This window comes from Ohtaekwangia kribbensis (assembly GCF_042676245.1).
Lineage (GTDB): Bacteria > Bacteroidota > Bacteroidia > Cytophagales > Cyclobacteriaceae > Ohtaekwangia > Ohtaekwangia kribbensis.
The window spans coordinates 332,476-354,996 of the sequence record NZ_JBHTKA010000016.1 but is presented as its reverse complement, the minus strand read 5'-3'; the positions used below and the strand labels follow the sequence as shown (position 1 = coordinate 354,996).

The 22,521-nt window shown below is 46.0% G+C and carries 12 protein-coding genes; 3 read left to right on the top strand and 9 right to left on the bottom strand.

What is annotated here, in order from left to right:
- Positions 1–42: 42 nt before the first annotated feature.
- On the top strand, positions 43–600 hold the full coding sequence (locus ACFQ21_RS29965) for a flavin reductase family protein (RefSeq protein ID WP_377586442.1): 558 nt from the start codon (positions 43–45) through the stop codon (positions 598–600).
- Positions 601–632: 32 nt separating this feature from the next.
- Here ACFQ21_RS29965 and ACFQ21_RS29960 read toward each other — a convergent pair whose 3' ends face one another.
- A complete protein-coding gene (locus ACFQ21_RS29960) occupies positions 633–1,100 on the bottom strand; it encodes an NUDIX domain-containing protein (protein ID WP_377586440.1) in 468 nt (155 codons plus the stop codon).
- Between the two features lie 229 nt (positions 1,101–1,329).
- Here ACFQ21_RS29960 and ACFQ21_RS29955 point away from each other — a divergent pair, with 229 nt between their 5' ends.
- Positions 1,330–2,076: a hypothetical protein gene (locus ACFQ21_RS29955; RefSeq protein WP_377586438.1), complete on the top strand. Its 747-nt coding sequence runs from the start codon at positions 1,330–1,332 to the stop codon at positions 2,074–2,076.
- Between the two features lie 40 nt (positions 2,077–2,116).
- Positions 2,117–2,512 carry a hypothetical protein gene (locus ACFQ21_RS29950; protein ID WP_377586436.1) on the top strand — a complete coding sequence of 132 codons (396 nt, stop codon included), beginning with the start codon at positions 2,117–2,119 and terminating at the stop codon, positions 2,510–2,512.
- Between the two features lie 75 nt (positions 2,513–2,587).
- On the opposite strand, the gene ACFQ21_RS29945 is transcribed toward ACFQ21_RS29950, so the two are convergent.
- From ACFQ21_RS29945 to ACFQ21_RS29910, 8 genes are all read right to left on the bottom strand, one after another.
- Entirely contained in the window at positions 2,588–10,285 is a 7,698-nt protein-coding gene (locus ACFQ21_RS29945; protein ID WP_377586434.1) for a T9SS type A sorting domain-containing protein, read from the bottom strand.
- A gap of 417 nt (positions 10,286–10,702) precedes the next feature.
- Positions 10,703–11,074 carry a hypothetical protein gene (locus tag ACFQ21_RS29940; RefSeq protein ID WP_377586432.1) on the bottom strand — a complete coding sequence of 124 codons (372 nt, stop codon included), beginning with the start codon at positions 11,072–11,074 and terminating at the stop codon, positions 10,703–10,705.
- A 176-nt stretch (positions 11,075–11,250) separates the two neighbouring features.
- Entirely contained in the window at positions 11,251–11,556 is a 306-nt protein-coding gene (locus ACFQ21_RS29935; RefSeq protein WP_377586430.1) for a hypothetical protein, read from the bottom strand.
- A gap of 376 nt (positions 11,557–11,932) precedes the next feature.
- Complete coding sequence (locus tag ACFQ21_RS29930; RefSeq protein ID WP_377586428.1) at positions 11,933–13,168, bottom strand: efflux RND transporter periplasmic adaptor subunit; 1,236 nt, start codon at positions 13,166–13,168, stop codon at positions 11,933–11,935.
- Positions 13,169–13,218: 50 nt separating this feature from the next.
- Positions 13,219–14,523, bottom strand: a complete 1,305-nt coding sequence (locus ACFQ21_RS29925) for a TolC family protein (RefSeq protein WP_377586426.1) — start codon at positions 14,521–14,523, stop codon at positions 13,219–13,221.
- Complete coding sequence (locus ACFQ21_RS29920; RefSeq protein WP_377586424.1) at positions 14,510–17,650, bottom strand: efflux RND transporter permease subunit; 3,141 nt, start codon at positions 17,648–17,650, stop codon at positions 14,510–14,512. The genes ACFQ21_RS29925 and ACFQ21_RS29920 overlap by 14 nt, the downstream gene beginning before the upstream one ends.
- Positions 17,651–17,795: 145 nt before the next feature.
- A complete protein-coding gene (locus ACFQ21_RS29915; protein WP_377586422.1) occupies positions 17,796–18,122 on the bottom strand; it encodes a DUF6660 family protein in 327 nt (108 codons plus the stop codon).
- Between the two features lie 70 nt (positions 18,123–18,192).
- Positions 18,193–22,398, bottom strand: coding sequence for a hybrid sensor histidine kinase/response regulator (locus ACFQ21_RS29910; protein ID WP_377586420.1), 4,206 nt, complete (start codon positions 22,396–22,398; stop codon positions 18,193–18,195).
- Positions 22,399–22,521 lie beyond the last annotated feature (123 nt).

Here is a 22,521-nt window from a genome sequence, read left to right as displayed (position 1 = left end):
TGATAATTTACGGTAGCTATTCACTGAGAAACGCTATTGTTCATGAAGACCTATAGAAAGAAAAATTTTCCGGTGGAGATGATTCGCAGGTATCTGGAGCCCGGTCCGATTGTACTGGTAAGCTCGCATTGGAAAAATGAGAACAACATCATGACCATGGGATGGCACACGGTAATGGAATTTTCTCCTTCGCGTATAGGATGTTTCATCACCAGCGCTAATTATAGTTTCGAGCTGATTCGTAAAAGCAGGGAATGCGTTATCAACATTCCTACAGCTGATCTTGTAAACGAAGTGGTGGGTATCGGCAATTGCTCCGGCAGCGAAGTAGATAAATTTCAAAAGTTCAAGCTTACCGCTGAACCTGCTGATAAAGTAAAGGCCCCGCTCATTAAAGAATGTTACGCAAACTTTGAATGCAAAGTAACCGACACCAGCCTGCTTCGGAAATATAGTTTCTTCATTCTGGAAGTCGTAAAAGCGCATGTGCCGGGTTCTCCCAAATATCCCACAACACTTCACTACCGGGGCGATGGTGTTTTTATGATCTCGGGAAAATCAGTGAGTTACCGAAGGAAGTTCAAGCCTGAAAATTTATGATGGAGCATACATTCTCTCCACCTAAAAATATACTATATCTGCAAATCAATTTTCTCTCTTAATTCCTGCAATACCTGAACCTGGTGTTTATTGATCTTGACAACAGCTTCCTCAAATGAAAACCACTTGCCCCGATCCACTTCCGGGAACTCCCGAAATTTACCGGACTTTGCAGGCCATTCCATTGAAAATAGATTAGACTTTACAAGCGAAGGATCAACGTCATGCTGCAATGCGAAGATGCGGATAGTCTTACCGTTGCTCCCCTTCGCAGCTTTCAGTGCTATAAATTCGCCATCCACTTTTATACTGGTCTCCTCTTCAAATTCACGTTTGGCTGCCAGAAGAACATCTTCATTCTCATTCAACTCCCCTTTCGGTACAGACCAGGCACCTATATCTTTTTTACTCCAGAACGGTCCACCCGGATGCACCAGGAAAAATTCCGGCATTCCATTCGAATAACGGTAAAGCAATATACCAGCGGTTGTCTTAGCCATAACCCGACATACGTTTCTATCCTGACAAAAATAATCCTGCCAACAGGAATCAGGATATCTTTAGAATTTATTTTACAGATCAGCTCTATCCAAATTCTGCGTTATCCGGCCAAAACAGTAATTTCTGTAAAAAAATTTCCAGTGCCGTTAAACCTTTGATGTCGGCCGGTATCCAAGTGCCATAAAAATTTTAAACCCTATACGGTCATACTATCTTAATTACACCATTATGAAAACAACAAAATTATTCCTGGCAGCTTGTCTTTTGTCTATAGCAGTAGCCTGTAACGATGATGATGATAGTTCATCAGCCATGACATCGGAAGAAGCAGCGGATGTGATTGGCTCTTCGCTGGCGGTAAATTCATCAGGTCTCACCACGGTGGTAAATGCCTCTGTAGATGGAACTGACGCAGCGCTGGAATCAAGTGATGGCGGTCGCACGGCAGCATGTGGCTATACCAATCAACTTACGTTCGCTGCCACCAGTTTACCCGGTGCACTCATTACGTATGCATACGACTATAATTATAGCTATATATTAACGTGTGGAAATGATGTGCCGCAAAGTTTCGCAGCAACCGTTGCCTATAGCGGACAATTCGATGCACCACGCCTCGCATCTCAACACTCCGGCACCAGCGAGCTAACGGTTACGGCCCTGGATGACGAAGCAACCAGCTATATCATTAACGGTGGCTATAATCGTTCGGGATCATTCCAATCCAAGATCAGAAACAAAAACTCCAGTACCAGCACGGTTGATTTTTCAGTCAACGATCTTACGGTAGACAAAACCAGTCAAAAGATATTGAGCGGAAGTGCCTCAGTAACCATTACAGGTTCAGTAACAGGTAAAGGTTCATTTACCTATACAGCTACCATTGTATTTGAAGGAGACGGAACGGCTAAGGTTACGATCAACGGAACGGTATATATAGTGGACCTGACAACCGGTACGGCAGAAGCGGCATAGGTATATTTCAAATCAATTTATAGTATTAACAACGAAACGTATGTCATTAAGAAACATAACCCGATCCATTGCTTTGCTGGTATGCATGTCGTTTATCACAATAGGTGCATGGGCACAGGAAGAAGAGCGCACGCCTTTGACACCGGAAGAACGTGCCACCAAATGGACACAATGGATGAAGACTGAATTAAGTATCTCAGCCGAACAGGAGCCGAAGGTTCACGAGATCAACCTGAAGTATGCGCAACAAACCGAATCGGTTCGCGCACAAGGAGGAAGCCGGAGATCAAAATTCAAAGATGTCAAGTCGATTGACGATGCGAAGGACAAAGAACTGAAAGCTATATTAAGCCCGGAACAATTTGAGCAATACCAGGCAAAGAAACAGGATATGCGGAAGAAAGTTGTTAAAGCAGCGCGCGACCGGAAAGGGTAACACTTTTAGTAACTAATATATAGCAGACCGAAGAATATATACTATACTTCGGTCTGCCTCTTTTTACTTATTCTGTTAATGAATAATCAGTTTCTGAGTTTCCTTGAGACCTCCGGAAGTTATACTCACAAAGTAAACGCCACGTTCCAGCGCGTAACCTGAATCCAGGTTATACAGGTCTATTTCGAGATCTTCGTTGAGTGTTACATAATCACTAAAGATAGTTCTGCCGGATACGTGAGTAATCACCATATATATACCGGTTACCTGGTCGGCATTTACCCGCACCATCAGTTTGCCTGATAACTGCGATGGATTCGGATATACTACCATGGATGAACCTTTACTGTTTGTATTCTCAATTCGCACAACGTTCGAATGGCTATATCTTCCATCGAAGTCAGTTTGCTTCAGACGGTAATAGGATACACCGTATAACGGACGATAATCGGTTTGCTGATACGAAAGCACTGCCGCGCTATAGCCGGCCCCTTCCTCAAAACCGATCGAATCATAGTGAATACCATCTGCACTTCGCTCGATGGTAAAGTATGCATTATTGATCTCGGTATAGGTAACCCAGTTAAGCAATACAACATCGCCTTTCAATTTTGCATCAAAAGATTTCAGTGTTATCGGTAATACCTGGTTCTTGAAACCCAGTGCAAAATAAGTCGGACTTGCAAATGATGTAACTCCGGATGTAGCATACCCGGAAGGCGATGCAGGCGAATATACTCCTGCGCCACCCTCATCGGTCCACGGGCCGGAAGAAGCGGTAGCTCGTACAACGCGTGCATTACCGGGTACGGCAATCGGTTCGTCTGTTGGTGAATTTGTATTGAAGCTCAACTCCACCGTAGGCGAATTCATAGTACCCGACACCTGTGTGATCGCATAGTATCGTGCTGGCGAAAGTCCTTCGATGGAAGAAGGGTAACTTCCCGAAGGTGGAGAGTTAACCATTTCCACGCTTACAACGGGTGCGGTGGATGCTGCGGTTTGCTGAATCGTTACAGGACGATATATACTTCCCTTTCCGATCGGGAATATACGGCTTGCTCCGGCAGTGTTCGGATAACTGATCGCCAGTATACCATCAATGAATGAAGACGCGCTGCCGGATACTGATTGTGTGGCCGTGTTCGTAACGCGCACCATGTTACTGCCTGTAGCTACATTTCCGCTGGTAAGCGTAAGACTTCCCGCTACTACGATATCATTGTTTACCGTAAGCGATCCGCCATTCGAGCGGGTCAGGTTATTAAAGGTTGTGTTACCCGTTAATGTCTGCGAAGACGCGCCTGTAAAAGTTACCGAGCTTGTAGCCGGAGAAAATGTTCCCGAGTTATTCCAGTTCCCGGCTACTGCAACGGACCCGCTACCCGCATTGAAGATCGCGCTCAGTGTATTGGTAAAACTTCCGTTAATTGTTAATGCATTGGCATTCGCCTGATGCACGGCACCTATACCGCTGTTGGTATACGATCCACGCACCGTTGTAGCACCTGAACCTGCAGCATACACGGCATTATTTATGAGTGATCCTGATATAGTCACTGTACCAGAACCCGCAGTAAATGTACCTCCAGTATTATTCAGATTTCCGGTTACACGAATTGCACCGGAACTCGCGGTAAACGTAGCGCTGTTTGTGAGGCTGCCCCGCACTCCTATACTATCTGTGCTTGCCGTGAATGTTGCATTGGTGCTGTTTGTAAAATTTCCGGCAATGCGCAATCCACCGGTACCACTACCTGCAGTAAACGATGCGCTCGCTCCGGTGTTGGTAAAGTTTCTTCCTATTATTATAGTACCCGCACCGGTTACGAATGTGCCGCGGTTTGTAAAATCTCCGGTAGTACTTGCCAGTGTTATATCGCGGTTGCTCACGGCATTGGTAACGGTGCCTGCATCAACTGTTAAATTACCATTGATGGTAAGATCAACATTGGACAGTGTCTTTGTACCCGCACTGGTAAACGCTATATTGTTATAGGTTGATTGTGTCGGCAAAGTAACAGCACCATCGTATTCAACGGTACCGCCATTGGCTGCCGTGAAGCTTGTAAAATTACCAGTCGGGAAAGTCGAAGACTGTATTTGGATCGTACGCGCTCCGGCACCACTCGTTGTTACTGTCCCATAGTCGTGACCGGTAGTGGTTCCCAGGTGAAGTCTGCCACGCACTTCCAAGGTTGCCATACGTTTTGCGTTGGATGTAACCGTTACCGTATGTCCTTCGCTGATAATTACAAACGAACCTGCTGGTGGCCCTATATTTGTTCCGGGCGGATCTATATCCCAAACCGCTGCGTCCGATTCCCAGTTACCCGAAGCAATGCTTGTATAGGTTGTCGGGTTTACAAAAGCAGTAGCCTGCCCTGCAGTATAGTCACCGGTAAGATCCGTTATATTGGTAAAGGTAATAACGCGCGTTGTTGTATTCGGATTGCCTGCGGTAACACCAATGGTCCAGGCACCTCCGCTGAAGCGCGCATCACGGTAGTTACCCGGAGCCCCGGACTGATCCGCTGCCACGTAGGTATATTTATGCGTAAGCGCTGTTAGGTTGGCAATGGTATGGCTTACACTCCAGTAATAATTAATATAGGATGTACCGGAACCCGTAGCACTGGGATGCTTGCTGTTAACCGGCTTGATGGTGATGGTACCACCCGCTGTACCCGTAGATATAGTATAATCGGCCTGGGTATATTTCCCACTTACGCCAATCGGGAATATAAAACCGGCACTGGCCAGTGAACCTGAAAATGCTTTGGTAATACCACCATCCGAAAGCCGACCGGAAGTAATGATATACTTTGTAGTCGTTGCGTTGACAATCGATGTAAGACTGGTGTTGGACAGCACAAGCCCATATGTACCAATGGTAAGCGCACCATTGGTGAACGTTAGCGTTCCGGTAATTTCCTGGTTCGCACCGAACGCAGCACCCGCTGTATTATTCAGAATTACATCGCCAAATTTACCGGAGCCATTACCGGTAATAGTCTGCGCGGAAGTTCCCGCCAAAGTTATACTTCCGCCCGATGTACTGGTATGCGTTGAGGAGTTTGATACTGTACTTATAGCGGTAATGGTATTGGCACCACCGGCAAGTATACCACTCGATAACATGAGTATACCGTTTACCTGGAGATTCGTATTCGCCTGCAACGCAACTGATCCTCCTGGAAATGTATTGTTGATCACCAGGTTTCCGAAGTTGGTCAGGTTTCCGCTTGTACCGGTAATGGTTTGATTCGATGATGAACCATTCAGCGTGGTGGTCTGCGAAACAGATCCGGCCTGAAACCCTCCCACCGTAGTGCCGGTAGTACTGGTTGCATTCGCATTGACAAAGTTACCGGCTATAGATACATTGAGTGTATTGGCGTTAAATATATTTCCGCTGTTGATGGTAAGTGAACCGTAGAGTGTAAGCGGGTTATACTCCAGGCGCGCAGCGTTGGTTGTGCCGGTAACCGTTACGTTGTAAACCGGAATGATCGAGTTAATGTCCACCGTTTGTGACGTTGCACCAGTACCGATCTCGACCGTTCCACCGGTAACGGAATACGATGCAGGCTGCAGGTATAGATCTGCTATCGATGTACTGCCGGAGGTACGCACAATCTGCAACGTGCCACCTGACATGGTGAACGAACTTCCGGTATTGAGGATCTCGAATACACCGCGTGTTGTTACCGTTGCGTTGTCCCGTCCAACGGATACGATACTGGCCCCGGACTGATTATAGATCAATGCACCTTGCGAACTGGCAAATGATCTTCTGATCTGTGCCTTCACATTCAGTGTACCACCTGAAGCAGCAATAGTCGGTTGTCCTGTTGCTGCATATTCAATAGCATTGTCGTTGGCTGTCGTTCCTATATTAACCGTACCACTCAGTATCTCCAGTGTTCCTGCCAGCAGCAAATCATGACCATCACCTCCCGTTGTTTGCAGCGTGCCCCCATTGGCGGATAGCCTGGCCGTTGACGGAATAGAAAAATCTGCACTCGTAGCAATGGTAACCGTCTGTGCGCTGGACAACCGGAATGTACCGTAGTTCAATACCAATGGCAACGTTGCTCCGGATAGTGTGAAGGCTGAAGCATTTACATCGAGCACCGGTGTTTGTGATGTACCTTTGGACACCGTGAGTATATTAAAATCCGTTACCGATCCTGTTCCGGTAATCGAGGTATTGGCTGTACCGGTAAATATAGCATTGCACACATACGAAGCTGTGTTCGACAGATCAAGTGTACCGTTGTTTACAAGATTACCTTCAATAGTAAGTATATTGACTGCAGCCGATCCGTTGCTGGCAAGGTTAACAATAGCGCCTGCACTAATGGTTACGTTACCATCAACTTCAAGTGTCTGGGCGGTGCCGTTCATGAACTGAAGATTACCACTGGTTACAACAACATTACCGTTAACTGTAAGCGTGCGTGATGCTGCCGCATTGAGACGTGCTACACCGGTAGAGGATGCACCTTGCACCGTTATGTTTCCATAGATACGTTCGTCTTGGTTGGGCATTGCTATATATTGACCACTTGCCGGTTTAAGCACCAGGTTTTTATAGGAGATGAGTGGCAAACTCGTGGGTACACTGGAACCGGTCGGAATGGTAAAGTCTTGTGTACCGGTGGTATAGTATTCAACCGTTCCACCATTCGCACGTATAAAATTACCAAAGTCACCGGCAGGAAATTCCGCTGTGGCTGTTGCTGATGATATTCGTAACAAGCCACTGCCGGAGATCGGAACATTTTCCAAACGACCGAAATTGTGGCCGGTATATATACCTAGATCCAGCGTGCTTCCGGAGTTGATCTCAAGTCCACCCGAAGAGCGATTGTTGGAGGTAATCGTGATGGTATGATTGTACGTTACTCCGTCACCAATAAATACCTGGTCACCGTCACCGGGTATCGTAGTTGCATCCGGCCCCGTGTGACTTACGTTTGACCACGGTGTTGTTCCTGCCCCGGCATCATCCCAGTTACCGCTTCGCTTGCTATAGAATATTTTTACCGTACCGAACGATGCCGGTATACCTGCCGTAAAATCACCATCGATATAGCTTACGTTGGAGAATGAGATGATATTGGTTCCTTCATTTACAAAAGAAGTATTGTTAAGCACTGTCCAATTCGTAGGATTGTAACGTGCCGGCACATAATTCGCGTCATCGTTGGCCGGAGATACACTCGACTCCACGTATTGATAGTTATGTGACACACCGGTGGCACCTATACCGGTAAATCCTGAACTTACTACTTTCCAATACCACGTAAGGTTATTGGTATTTGCCGCGACTATAAACTGATGCCTGGAGTTAACCGGACGTGCCGTGATCGTTCCATATACACTGGGTGCAGTGGTAAGCTGTATAGTAGCCGGAGTATAATTACTGCCGACACCAAACGCAAACGTAAAGGCCGACAAGTTACCATACGTTTTCTGCACACCACGATCGGACTGATAGCCGGAAGTACGAATCATCTTTGTACTGCTGAATCCATTCCCGGTTGTGGTCAGCGCAGTTGCCGAGGTAGAAGTTAATGACAACCGATAGTGTGCTATATCAAATAAGCTATTGCTGGTTCCGGCCAGTGTCAGTATACCACTCACGGCAAGATCAGATGTAGCGGTTACTCCCGGTACACTTGCATTGTTCAGAATAAGATTACCAAATATACCCGTGCCATCGCCTGATACAGTTTGTGTGGTGCTTCCGGCAAGTGTAATGTTGCCGGTACCTGTGTGACTCGCTTCGTTATAGATGTTGCCGGTAACCTGTAAAGTCTTTCCGCCATCATTAAGGATACCCCCCAGCAACGTAAGCATTTGTGTAACCGTATAGGTTGTAGCAGAACCACTCAATGTTAATGTACCGGCCGCTTTATCTACGGTGAGATTATATAGTCCGGATGTGATGGTACCGTCATTCGAAAAAATCTGGTCGGCACTACCATTAAAGGTAGTCGTGTTCGCATTGGGTGTATATGTTCCGCCACTGTTGATTGCGAAGTCACCACCTATTGTAACATTCAATCCATTTGCATTGAACACTGGAGTGTTTGTACCGTTGATGGTAAAATCATTCAGCACAACCAGAGGCTGTGCTGTTGTAACCGTTCCGCCAACGCTACCGATACCGGCCAGTCGTACGGTGGTCGGTGTACCGCCCGTTCGTGTAATGTTGAAGTCCCAGAAGGGAGCGACAGTCGCTATATTAAAAAACGAAGCGGAACCGGAAAGTATAGCATTCACGGTTCCGCCAGTAACATTGTAGTTGGAGGTGTTACACCCGATGTGAATCCCTCCGTATACCGCATCTCCGGATGACGTTGACGCTTCCGGGTTGCTGACATTGATTGTCCCACCCGACATAATAAATACCTGCTCCGGAAACGGTAATGAAAATCGTGCATATCGCGAATCAGAAGCCGTTGTACCACTTGCATTAAATATACCGCCCGTCATGGTGAATGAGCCGCGATGTGTTGTAGCCGTTGTGGAAGGTCTGAACTTCTCGGTGGTAAATGTACCGCCCTCAATTATATACTGTCCTTCTTCGCGAATTACTGTTCCTTGTCCGCCTACGCTGGTAAAGCTACCGGCACTGATGCGTATCTTTCCATATACCACCAGCGCGGCACCGTTGGTATTCACCGTAGCACCATCAATCCACAACATGGGACTTTGTGTTGATGAGCCTATATCATAGTTGGAGGTACCCGATCCGTATACGCGCGGTATGTTGATGTTACTCCCCAGCTTCAGCGTTCCGTTGGATATCATGATCAATTGACCACTGGAGTATAAATTCAGGTTCGCTGTATTGGTGGAAGTAACCGAAAGTATATTGGTAGAGCTTAATCCTTTGTTAACCGTAAGGGTATAAAAATCGGTAACACCATTACAGGCCAGTATATTATCCGTTGCACCGGTAAAGGTAATGGTGGCCGCTCCGTTTGTAGAGGCGGTATATTGTGCCGAGTTACTGAAGTCTACAGTTCCATTGTTCGTCATGTTACTGTTCAGGGTAACCGTATGAATGGCATTAAATGCGCCTACCCCCAGCGTTGTGTTGGCACCAATCGTAACATTACCATTCACCGTAAGGTTAATAATGTTGGTGATTTGTGTACCCAGCAATACGGATAAATTACCGGTGCCCGTTGTGCGCGTAACGAGGTTGCCGTATATAGTAAAGCTGTAAGCGGATGCATTCGAAAATGCGATAGTATAATTACTCGCGGTCGAGTTGGTAAAAGTAAGGTTCGGATAATTGACAGAAACCGGTAATGTACCGCTGAAGTCATAAAACTCTACCGTTGCCCCCGATGCGTAGTTGGACAGAAAGCTATTGGTCGTGATGGTTGGAAAATAACCTGCTTTAATACGAAGTGTCCCCGACCCTGTAAGGGTGCTGATGGTACTCATCGTAAACGTAGACAGATTCAAAGTGCCCCCGTTGTGAATATTGATGGTGAGACCGGTAGTGGTTACGTTGGCCGCGAGTGTTACCGTAAATCCATTCAAAATGTGCACCACATCATTATTACCCGGTACAGCACTTCCTGTGAGAGTTACTCCGGACGGATCGGTTGTCCAGGTGGCCGCAACATTCCATTGGCCAGTACTGCCCCCGTTGGTATAGGTGTATAATGTTACTGCTTCTGCGCTTAGCGCAACCGTTGTAAAAAAGAACAGGACAAGAAAACGAATCGTAAAAGTCTTACGCATAGTAATTCAAGTATGATTTGGGTTGAAATCCATACTGGAACTCCTCTTGAAATCTGAAGGGGGGGTAGATTTTAATAAGAGATTCAAGCTGAGCCGCTTTATCCAATAACTATTCCACAGTAATTGCGCACAGACAAGCTTTTCCCGGCATTGTCTGAAAACAAATACAACAATTGCTTTTAGTCTGTGACTGTCAAATCGTTAAACGGATCGAGATGGGCTCTCGGAATGATCAAATCTAATGCTTTAACCCCGATTATCATAGGTTTCAACGCATTATAATACCTTTTATAGTGGTATAATTCCAATTAAGAGAACTCTCGATGCCTTTTTGGGATCAAACCTGCAGATACAACAAATGAAAAGGCCAGGTGTAGAAACCCGGCCTTTGTATGTCTCATTTCTGAATATATATAGTTAATCAAGCGATGTCCAGACAACACGGGTGTTGATCTCGTTTCCGTTCCGATCGAAATAGAAATTCCTGGTACTGTTGCCAGAAGCGAGGTTCAATATATACCCGCGGTTATAAATACTTTTGTAAAACCGGCCTCCCTCCTTCCATCCTTTATAACGATAGCCTTGCAGTGTACTTCGCAGTGCAGCCGGTATATCCCACGATTCAACCGCCTGATAATCTTTGGGTGCATAGTGTGATCGCGACTCTTCATTCGGTTGATCTTCCCGCAGGGAAGCACTGATGCGTGTGGAATCTGAAGTACGTTGCGCGTAGACCGTTGCCATGCTTACCACCAGCATGGCCAGGAGGAGTCCAATGAGTTTCTTCATAAAGAGAGGGGCTTTATGAAAATTATAATAAAACTATGCCCTGCACAAAAGGCATATAGAGCCCCCGGGATGAGGAGCTATGTGGACAGTATAGAATATCAACAACTCAATTCAGCAGGCATGGGTAATTTATAGCGGTATGCCTGGCCGGTAAATATATTTCATTCACACGCACGCTATAGTCTCAGGTCTTCAACAAGCCGCGCTATAAAAATTCCCATCACATCACGTACAGGCTCACGCAATGCATATACAAAATACCCACGGAGTCCTATACCATCGTGGTCAAATCTATAGATCTCATCAACCCAGAAATCCCGTGGGGCATATTGTTCCTGGCTTTGCAAACATACCAGAGTGTTGCCTACCAGCTCAAAGTTGTTATCATACCCACGGTCGTGCAAGTCATCCACAATAGCAGCAGCATAGGCCATGTCATCTACAATCGTATCGAGCAATCGGTCTGTACTTGAAGTATCCATACGCTTATATTTTACAACCTGAATAACATTACGAACTCACACTGAACCCGCAAAAAATCGTTCCCTGCAGCAACGGCAACTTCTGGCAATGAACATGACTACATCTGTCTCAAACCAGCACATCATGTAAAGGGTATATTTTATATAGACATTGGATGGCATAAATTTTACCCACTCCAGGAAATGAGCGTACAAAAGAAGCGTTGATTCACGCAGACACCTGAACCGGTGGAATGAAAAAGGTTTAAAGAAACACCCATTACTATCTTCAACGCAATGCATCAAGAAGTGGGGCAATCTCTTTAAACCTATAAATCGGCAAAAGCCAATTGATTTAAAAAACCATGGACAAGCGTTCCTGGCTATATCATTTTAATCAGTGTGCATGTCCACCTTCTTCCTCGCTATTTTTGATCTTCGACAGAATGGAATACGCACCTTTAACCACCACCTCTATATTAAGATCCAGGGTATCCGGCAATGTAACTTCCGTAAAACCTAACTCGCTGTTACCGATCTGAACTTCAACCATCTTATAGTGAGTTCCCTCTTCGTGTTCATGCGTATTTTCTGCAGGCTTTTCTCCGGTTTGCTTTTCTTCGTGGTGTTCGTGTTCCTCGCCTTCTACCGGTATAAATATATACTTCCTGCCCTGGTAATCAATAACGGCTTCGTTCGGCAATGCAGGAACTCTCGCGCCACCTGTCTCAACATTTGCTTTCAGGTACATACCCGGCAGCAATTCCTTGTCTTCTTTATCAATGTGACAATGAATACGAACGCTGCGATCGGCACCTATCTCACGACCAATCAAATATACTGTAGCCATGCGCTCTTCCGATTCATTGGCCAGGGTGAACCTAACCTTCTGTCCTATTCGTAATTTCAAAACGTCCTTTTCAAATACCGTTAACTCTGCATGCAGATGTTCTGTATCCACAATTTCAAAAAGCACATCCGATGGCGCTACAAACTTCCCGATGTTCACATTTACTTCGGTAACATAACCGCTGATCGGTGAGTATACATTTCCGGTGCTGGTAATATTTCCTTTTTCAACTTCACTCAGGTCTACATGAATCAGTTTCAGCTTTGCCATTAACCCGTTGCGTTTTGCAAGCCAGCTTTGATAGGTTGATTTAGCCTGCTGCAAAGTTTTCTGGGCATTCACATTTTCCTTTGCCAGTTCCTGTTGCCGTTCATAATCGGCCTTTGCAAATTCAAACTGGTTCATCGCTTCGAGGTAATCCTGTTGCAGCTGTATATATTCAGGATTTTCAATTACGGCTATCAACTGTCCTTTCTGTACGCGTGATCCCTGCAGCAGTGTAGTGCTTTTCAAAAAGCCACCCAGCGGCACCGATATACTCACGAGTTGCTGGGGCGGAACATCAAGCACACCGTTTACTTTAATGGTGCCGCTGATTTGCCGCGGTTCAATTTTACCAAGTGAAATACCAGCGGTTTTGATTTGTCCTTCCGTCAGTTCAACCGAATTGGTTTCTTCCTCGTGAGGATGCTCCTCTTCTGCCGCAGTTTCTTCCTTGCTGTTACAAGCGAAAAGGATTGACACCATTACCATCGGTATCCCTATATATTTAATAAAATTCATATTTCGTTTTAAAATAAAGTGATTCATATAGTACATCGCTATAGCGCCCCTTACCTGGTACCCGCCAGAAATTCAAGCGTTACCACGGATTGATTAAGCGCGTTAATAGCCCGCAGATAATTTTCCTGTAGCTGCATGGCATTGCGAACGGCCAGCCAGTATTCCGTATACCCGATCTCACCGTTCCGAAAAGCTATCGTTGCCTGCTTCAGGATCAGCTCAGCATTAACCACAGCGGATGTCTTATAGTAATTTACGGTGTTCCGGTTCTTTGTATACTGCTGCACAGCCTGCTGCCATTGTGCCTGGGTGCGTGTTTGCAAGTGTTCATATTCTGCCTGCACTTTCTTCTGCTGCATGGAAGCGGCTTTAACTTTGGCTGCCTGTGGACCAAACCACAACGGTATGGCCAGACCGACTTCAAAGCCCTGAAAGCGATCGCTCTTCGTAGCAAGCTCGCCACTCGCGTTTACCGGCGTACCAATAAGCGTTTGATTGAAGTAACCTACCGTGATATCCGGAAGAAAGCGGGCGCTGGCAACTTTACGCTCGCGCGTTGTTACTTCGGTCTGTTGTTTAAAGTATACCAGCTCAGGGTTTGACTGAACTGATGCACTGTCCATTGGCGATTCCCATGTACGCTCCGTCAGACTACGCTGTCCTATTTGTACCGGCTGTTCGCTGTTGATAAGTACCTGCAATTGTTCCTGGTATATCAGGATATCTGCCTGTACCTGTGCCTGCAGATTCAGTATCTCACGGTGTTGTGTCTCGGCTGTCGTTTTCTCCAGCAGACGTGCTTCACCGGTGCGATAACGCAGGTCTGCGGCTTTTACGAATGCAGTATATATACTGTCCTGTCGTTTCAAAAGCGCTTCGCATGCTGCTAAATACTGGAGTTCGTGATACACCTGCTTTACCTGGTATACCAAATCGTTTTCGGTTACAGCCTTACGCAGTTCACTTCCTTTTACCAGGGAGCGGTGTAGTGCCTGTTGCGTTGTAAAAACAGTCGGGAAGGGTATACTTTGCGAAACGGTTATATTGTTGTCGTCTTTGGTGTAGCTGTTATATTGGCCACGCATGTAAACCACACTGGTTTTGCCGACATCCAGGGCTGTACGCTTTAACTGCTGTTGGTATTCAACATCCCACATGGCGGCTTCGATACTTTTATTCTTCTGTAGCGCTTGCTGAATAGCTTCATCCAGTGTAACCGTTACACTTTGTGCCTGCATAGTATACCACGAACACAGCAATATCAATAGAACTTTCGATTTCATCTGATATATAGTTGATTTCGGCTGATAGTCTTTTTTCATAATGGCGGAGGGATATACCTTATATTGTCTCATTTTCGTTCGGTTTGCGCCAGTGCATATTTTCAAAGTATATATACAGGCATGGCAACACGATCAGCGTAAGCAAGGTAGAGGTAATTAGTCCACCGATCACTACCGTAGCCAGCGGCTTTTGTACTTCCGCTCCGGCACTGGTTGTTAACGCCATGGGTAAAAAACCGAGCGAAGCCACAGCAGCTGTCATCAGTACCGGTCGCAAACGCACGGCTGTTCCTTTCATTACTATTTCATGGAGATCGGTATAGCCTTCCTTTTTCAACCGGTTAAACTCGGCCAGCAATACTATACCGTTGAGCACCGCTACACCGAACAACGCAATGAAGCCGACTCCGGCAGATATACTAAATGGCATCGAGCGCAAAAGCAACGCGAATACGCCACCAATAGCCGCCATAGGTATAGCCGTAAAGATGAGCAGGGATTGCTTAACAGAATTGAACGTAAGAAACAACAAGATAAAGATCAGCATCAATGCCGCTGGTACAGCAACTGACAACCTAGCCTGTGCCTGCTGTAAATTTTCAAACTGGCCACCATACGTTGTGTAGTAGCCCGGCGGTAAATCTACCTGCTGCCCTATCTTCTGCTGAATCTCCTTTACCACCCCGGCTACATCACGGCCACGTACATTGAAGCCTACTATAATTCTGCGCTTGGCATCTTCGCGTTGGATCTGGTTCGGACCAATCTTGAATTCAACCTCTGCCAGTTGACTGAGTTGTAGTTGATTTCCTGTAGGTGTTGTAATAAACAGGTTTCGTACATCTTCTATTTGCTGACGATGTTCGGTATTCAATCGTACCACAAGATCAAAACGCTTTTCGCCTTCGTATACCAGTCCTGCAGATTGTCCTGCAAAGGCAGTATTGATCGCCTGGTTAACCGTAGCTACAGATATACCATACTTGGCAATTTCATCGCGGTTAATTTTAACAACGATCTGCGGGAGTCCTGTTACTTCCTCTACATATAGGTCGCGCGCACCTTCTACCGCGCGAACAACTTTGGCAACCTGCTGCGACAAATCCGTAAGTGTCTCAAGATCTTCACCGAAAATCTTTACGGCTACATCCTGTCGCACGCCCGTCATCAGTTCGTTGAAACGCATTTGTATAGGTTGCTGAAATCCGAATGTAACACCGGGTACAACTTCCAATGCTTCGCCCATTTTTTCTGCGAGGTCTTCACGGTTGTGTGCTTTCTTCCACTCGCTTTTTGGTTTCAGAATAACCATCAGGTCGCACGCTTCAATCGGCATCGGATCGGTTGGTATCTCAGACGAACCTATTTTGGCTACAACCTCTTCTACTTCATCTGGGAAGCCACGCAGTATAACTTCAGATGCTTTCTGTGCGGCATCTACGGTATAGGACAGACTGCTGCCGGTGAGTACACGCGTCTCCACAGCAAAATCTCCTTCTTCCAGGGTCGGTAAAAACTCTCCGCCCATCTTTAAAAACAATACCAGACTTGCTATAAAAATTACTACAGACGTTATCACAACCCAGGCCCTATAGCGTAATGACTGACGAAGCGCGGGAGTATAGATCCTGTGAAAGAAGTCCATCATACGATCGGACAAATTCCGTTCGTGCCGCGGACGTTTGCTCAGAAAGAGTGCAGACATCATCGGTATATAGGTTACCGAAAGTATAAATGCTCCGAGTATAGCAAATGCCACCGTCTGTGCCATCGGTTTAAACATTTTACCTTCTACACCCACCAGTGCAAGAATAGGCAGGTATACTATAAGAATGATAATCTCTCCAAACGCAGCCGAAGTTCTGATCTTCGTAGCAGAAGTATATACTTCGTCATCCATTTCAGACTGTGTCAGTATCCGGGTAATAGAGCGCAGGCCAAGGTGGTGCATGGTTGCCTCTACGATAATTACGGCACCGTCTACAATCAGGCCGAAATCAATGGCACCGAGGCTCATTAAATTTCCGGATACACCAAAGGTATACATGAGTCCCACAGCAAAGAGCATCGCCAGTGGAATAACTGAAGCCACAATAAGCCCGGCACGCAGATTACCCAGGAAAAGAACAAGTACTACAATAACGATCAGTGCACCTTCAATCAGGTTCTTCTCTACTGTTCCAATTGTTCTGCCTACCAGTTCGCTGCGATCGAGAAATGCATCGATCTCAAGTCCTTCGGGTAATGTCTTTTCAATTTGTTGTATCCGCGTCTTTACGCGATTTACCACGGCATTGGAATTTTCGCCTTTCAGCATCAACACAATGGCGCCCACTACTTCGCCTTCGTGATTATAGGTCATGGCACCAAAGCGATTGGCGTGTCCAAAACGAACCACGGCTACATCGCGAATGAGCACGGGCATACCGCTGCTAGTATTTTTTATAACAATCTTCCCTATATCTTCTTCCGAGCTGATGAGGCCTTCGCTGCGAATAAAATACGCATTGGGTTTCTTGTCGATATAGGCCCCACCGGTGTTGGCGTTGTTTTGTTCAAGCGCGGTAAATATCTCCTGTATACTCAGGTTGTAACTGCGAAGTTTATCCGGATCGATGGCAATCTCGTATTGTTTCAGAAACCCGCCAAAGCTTGCAACGTCAGCAACGCCTGCCGTGCCCAGCAGTTGTCTTCGCACAATCCAGTCCTGCACACTGCGCAGTTCCATCGGGGTATATTTCGATTCATATCCTTCCTTCGGCCGAACTATATACTGGTATATTTCGCCCAGCCCCGTGGTTACCGGGGCCAGCTCGGGTTGTCCTATACCTGCCGGTATCTGGCTTGTAGCAGACACCATGCGTTCATTTACCTGTTGTCGCGCCCAGTATATATCTACATTGTCCTGAAACACAATGGTAACAACCGAAAGACCGAAGCGTGAAAAGCTTCGAATCTCGTGTATACCCGGTATAGTTGCCATGGTCTGTTCTACCGGGAATGTAACAAGCCGCTCGATGTCAAGTGCCGACTGCGATGGAGCTGTTGTTATGATCTGCACCTGATTATTGGTAATATCCGGTACGGCATCGATCGGCAATTTCATCAGTGAATATCCACCCCACACAATCAACCCGAAAACAAACAAACCAACTACGAGCTTATTGTGGATGGAATAATGAATGATCCTGTCTAACATAAACTAAAATATGATAGGTATTGGACAGACGCATCACACGGCAGGTATAGCTATAAACACTATACATCTGCGCATCGTCCTGCGCTGCCAGAATTAATAATAGAAATAAAGTTGAAATGAGTGACGAAACGCCACGTAATAGGAATCAGGCTAACCTGGGTGGCTGCCAGATAGCATGTGTACCGGTAAGCAATGCTCTTTGCTGATACGGAACCAGCAACCCGGTATAGTGCGATACATGCACAGGTATAATAATCGTGGAAGTAGTGAGTTGAACAAAGGCAGCACAGCAGGAACAAATGCAAAGCGGAGAACAATGATCCTGGTCATCGCTGTCTTGAGTATGCTGATCGGCCAGGGAAGTCTGCGTAGCAACGGGAACCGGTTCATCAACACAAGCGTTTCGGTCCATGCAGGGATAGCATGCCAGCACCAGCGTATATATAGCCAATATGATTGCAGTAAACCTCACGCCTCAAAGATAACGTATGAACACGTGCAATAGGATTGCAACTGGCGAAAAAAATGTAATAACTCCCGGCTCAAAGTCGATTCTTGTCCGCACAATGCGTAGCCGCCTTTTCAAGCACCTTCAGTATATCTTCCAATCGCATCGGTTTGCTCACGTAATCGTCCATACCGATATCGATGCATTGCTCCTTATCGCCTTGCATGGTATTAGCAGTCATGGCAATGATAAACGAATCGCATTGACGCTCCTGTCGGAGAATCCGTGTTGCTTCAAGACCATCCATCTCCGGCATCTGCACGTCCATCAGGATCACATCATAGCCTGTAGCGCGCATCGCATCCAACACTTCTACTCCATTGCTTACAACTTTCGGAGTATAACCAAGTTTATTCAATATGCGCACCGCTAACTTTTGATTTACCATGTTATCATCTGCAACCAGAATCGTGAGCGGATTTGTTTTCGCAAAATCTTCCGAGAGTTGCTGTGTAGCTTGTACAACGCGTGCCTGTACTTTACGCTCGTGCCGCAGTGCCTGAAATACTACTTCATGCAATTGCTTCTGATGCACGGGCTTGGTAAGTATATAAAAGAATAACTCCGACAGCTCATCTGTCTTATCAGTACCCAACGAGGAAAGTAACAATACCGGCAGTTCAGGATATTGCTTCTTTACAATCTTTGTAAATGCAACGCCATCCATCACAGGCATGTGATAATCTGTAATCATCAGATCGATACGGGTATGCATCTGTATAGCCTCCAACGCTTTTGAAGCAGAAGCAGCTACGATCGGCACAAGCTTCCATTGTTCAAGCTGCGCCTTCAGAATCATGCGGTTCGTTTCGTTGTCGTCTACAACCAGTACTTGCTTGCCGATGCAATCATTGGGATTCAGGTATACATATTTCTGGAAGGCTTCATCAGCCGAGGTTGTCATAATCGAGAACGTGAACACAGAACCAACGGAGGGTTTACTGGAAAGTGAAATATTGCCACCCATCAGTTGTACCAGCTTTTCGCAGATCGCCAGACCGAGACCGGTGCCTCCATATTTACGCGTAGTAGACGAATCTACCTGTGCAAACGACTTGAAAAGAAGATGCTGTTTATCTTCCGGTATACCAATGCCTGTATCACGAACCGAGAATCGCAGGCAAAGCGCATCGCCTTGCGCCGGTATATCTTTCGCTATACCTATATTCACAAAAATCTCTCCTTCCGTAGTGAATTTTATAGCGTTTGATACAAGGTTCATCAACACCTGTCTCAACCGTACGCTGTCGCCTATAATTTTATTCGGCACGTTGGGTTCTATCTGGTATATCAGGTCCAGGCCGATCTTGGCTGCCTTTCCGGCAAATACATCGAGTACGCTTTCCACGCACGAGCGCAGGTCAAATGATATATGCTCAAGTTCCATTTTACCGGACTCGATCTTGGAGAAGTCAAGTATATCATTGATCACCGTGAGCAAATTATCACCACAGCTTCGAATGGTTTCAGTATATTCAAACTGTTCAGCCGTAAGCGATGTCTCCGCGAGTAATGAAGCCATACCGATAACACCATTCATCGGTGTCCGGATCTCATGACTCATCGTTGCCAGAAATATACTCTTCGCTTTATTCGCCCGCTCTGCTTCCTTGCGCGCTTCTTCGGCCTCTGCCGTTTGCCGCGTAAGCTCTTCGTTTATCTCCTGGAGAAACTGGGCCTGTGCCTCAAGCTGATCCTTTTGTCCTACTACTTCAGCTGTCCGCTCGGCCACAATGTTTTCGAGTATATTTCGCTGCCGCTTTACGCGATTGATACGAACACGATAAAAGGTAAATGCACTGCCCACAACCAGCAGCCCTACCGTTGCGCGAAACCACCACGTTAACCAGAATGGCGGTGTAATAACAATATGAATGGCTGTACCTTCTTCATTCCAAACACCATCGTTGTTTGACGCTTTTACTTCGAAGGTATATTCACCCGGATCAAGATTGGTATAGGTTGCAAAATGTTTGTTGCCAACATAGTTCCAGTTCTTATCAAAACCCACCAGGCGATATGCGTATTGATTGTTATCCGGAGCCGTAAAATTCAACGCGGCAAATTCGAATGAAAAAACAGATTGATCGTATGACAGCACGATGTTTTGCGTTTCACCAATATGAGCCGTTAATATAGGATTGTCGCGATGCGAAACCGATTTGTTAAAAAGCTGAAAGTCTGTAATGGCTACCGGTGGTATAATGGGGTTGTCCATAATACTGTCGGGATGAAACACATTAAATCCATTGTTACCTCCGAAATACAAGAGACCGTCTCTTGTTTTCATGGAACTGTTAAACCCGAATGAATTTCCCTGCAATCCATCGGTTACAGTATAATTTCTGAATGTGTTGCTAACCGGATCAAACCTGCTCAGTCCTTTGTTAGAGGCTATCCATAGATTACCACGGTCATCTTCTTCTATACTCATGGTGGCGTTGCTGGGCAACCCATCTTTCAACTGGTATACCTGGAAACGTTTTGTATTTCGGTCGAAGCGATTTAAGCCGCTTGTGGTACATATCCAAATGTTGCCTTTACTATCTTCAAATATATCCTGTATAGTGTTGTTGCTGATGCTCTGCGGATCGTGTGCATCGTGCGAGTAATGTGTAAAGCTGTTTGTGGCCGGATCATAGCAATCAATGCCGCTCAGCTCAGTGCCAATCCATACTATATTTCTACTGTCCTGGAAGGTGAGAAACACACGGTTGCTGCTGAGTCCGTTGGACACACCTTCGCGATGAAAGTAACGAGTTACTTTACGGGTATTGCGATCGATTTTGTTGACCCCCCCTGCAAATAACGAAACCCATATATTATTCTCGTGATCGCTGATAACACCGAAGACTTCGTTTACCAACAGACTCGAGGAATCGCCTGGTATATTTTTGTAGTGCGTAAATTGTTGTTTGGTCCTGTCGAAGAAATTAAGACCATCCGCCCACGTACCAGCCCATATATTCTCGTCTTTATCCTGCGCGATACAAGTAGCGTAATTACCACTGAGACTATTCTTGCCCTCCTCTTTCATATAGTGCAGGAATGTTCGCTTTACCGGATCAAGAACATTTATACCGGCACCATCCGTAGCAATCCATATATATCCGTCTCTATCTTCCACAAAGCCGCGCACGTCATTGTCACCCAGACTTTGCGGGTCACTCGCATCGTGCGCGTAGTGTATAAATTTCTTTTGGTTCCAGTCCAGAAAACTTAAACCCGCGCTGGCGGTACCAACCCACATGTTCTTCGAACGATCGCGGTATAGTACGTGAATGGAATTCTGAATCAAACCGCTTGCATCATTGCTGTTGCTGCCATAAGTATTGATCCGGCCGGATTGCTTATCCAAGATACACAGACCACCATTCTCGGTTCCGATCCAGATACGCCCTTCGGCATCCTGGCTTATAACCATCGCCTCATTATTACTCAGACTATATTTGTTACCGGGTTCATGCCGGTAATGCGTGAAGGTACCCGTCTTGCGATCGAATAAATTTACACCATCGCCTTTTGTCGCGATCCAGAGATCACCTTCACGATCCAGGAACAAATCGCGAACGAATTCACCACTCAGCGATTCATTTACAGAAGAATTCAGCTGATAGTGTGTAAATATACCCTTTGAGACATCCAGTTTCTCGAGTCCTTTCGCGGTGCCGATCCACATATAGCCTTCGTTGTCTTCCTGCATTGTAAGGATCTCGTTGGACACAAGACTTGCAGGGTTATTTCTATCGTGTATATACCGGATTGTGCCCGTTCGTTTCTTATCGATCCTGCATATACCCAGGTTCGTACCAATCCACAGGTTTCCGGCACGATCTTCATATATATCTTCTACATTGTTACCGGGAATATTATAAGGAGATCGTCCTGCCTTGAATTGCTGAAATGAATCTGTTACCCGATCGTAGCGGCTGAGGCCATCGTATGTAGCGATCCAGATATAGCCTTCATGGTCTTCGAGTATATCGGTTATCCAGTTACCGTTGATGCTGGTAGAATCGCCCACCGTATTTTTATAGATAACAAGTTTGTTACCATCGTATTTAACGAGCCCGTCAAACGTACCAAACCACATAAAGCCACGCTTGTCCTGCAGGATGCAACGTATGTGGTTATCTTCGAGCTTGATGGTTTTGAATTTGAAGGCACGTTGTGCTTGTACGTTGCAGAACAGAAATAAAATCAGGATTGTGATTACACAAGATATACTGCGAAGCGCCATACGTTTATTTAAATGATCTGCTACGTTGCCGGATATGAGTAGCCTGTCTTGATCGGAAATGCGTATGCTTTGAAAATGCAAGAGCAGGCATACATCAGTTCCAATGCTAATTTTTAACAAGAT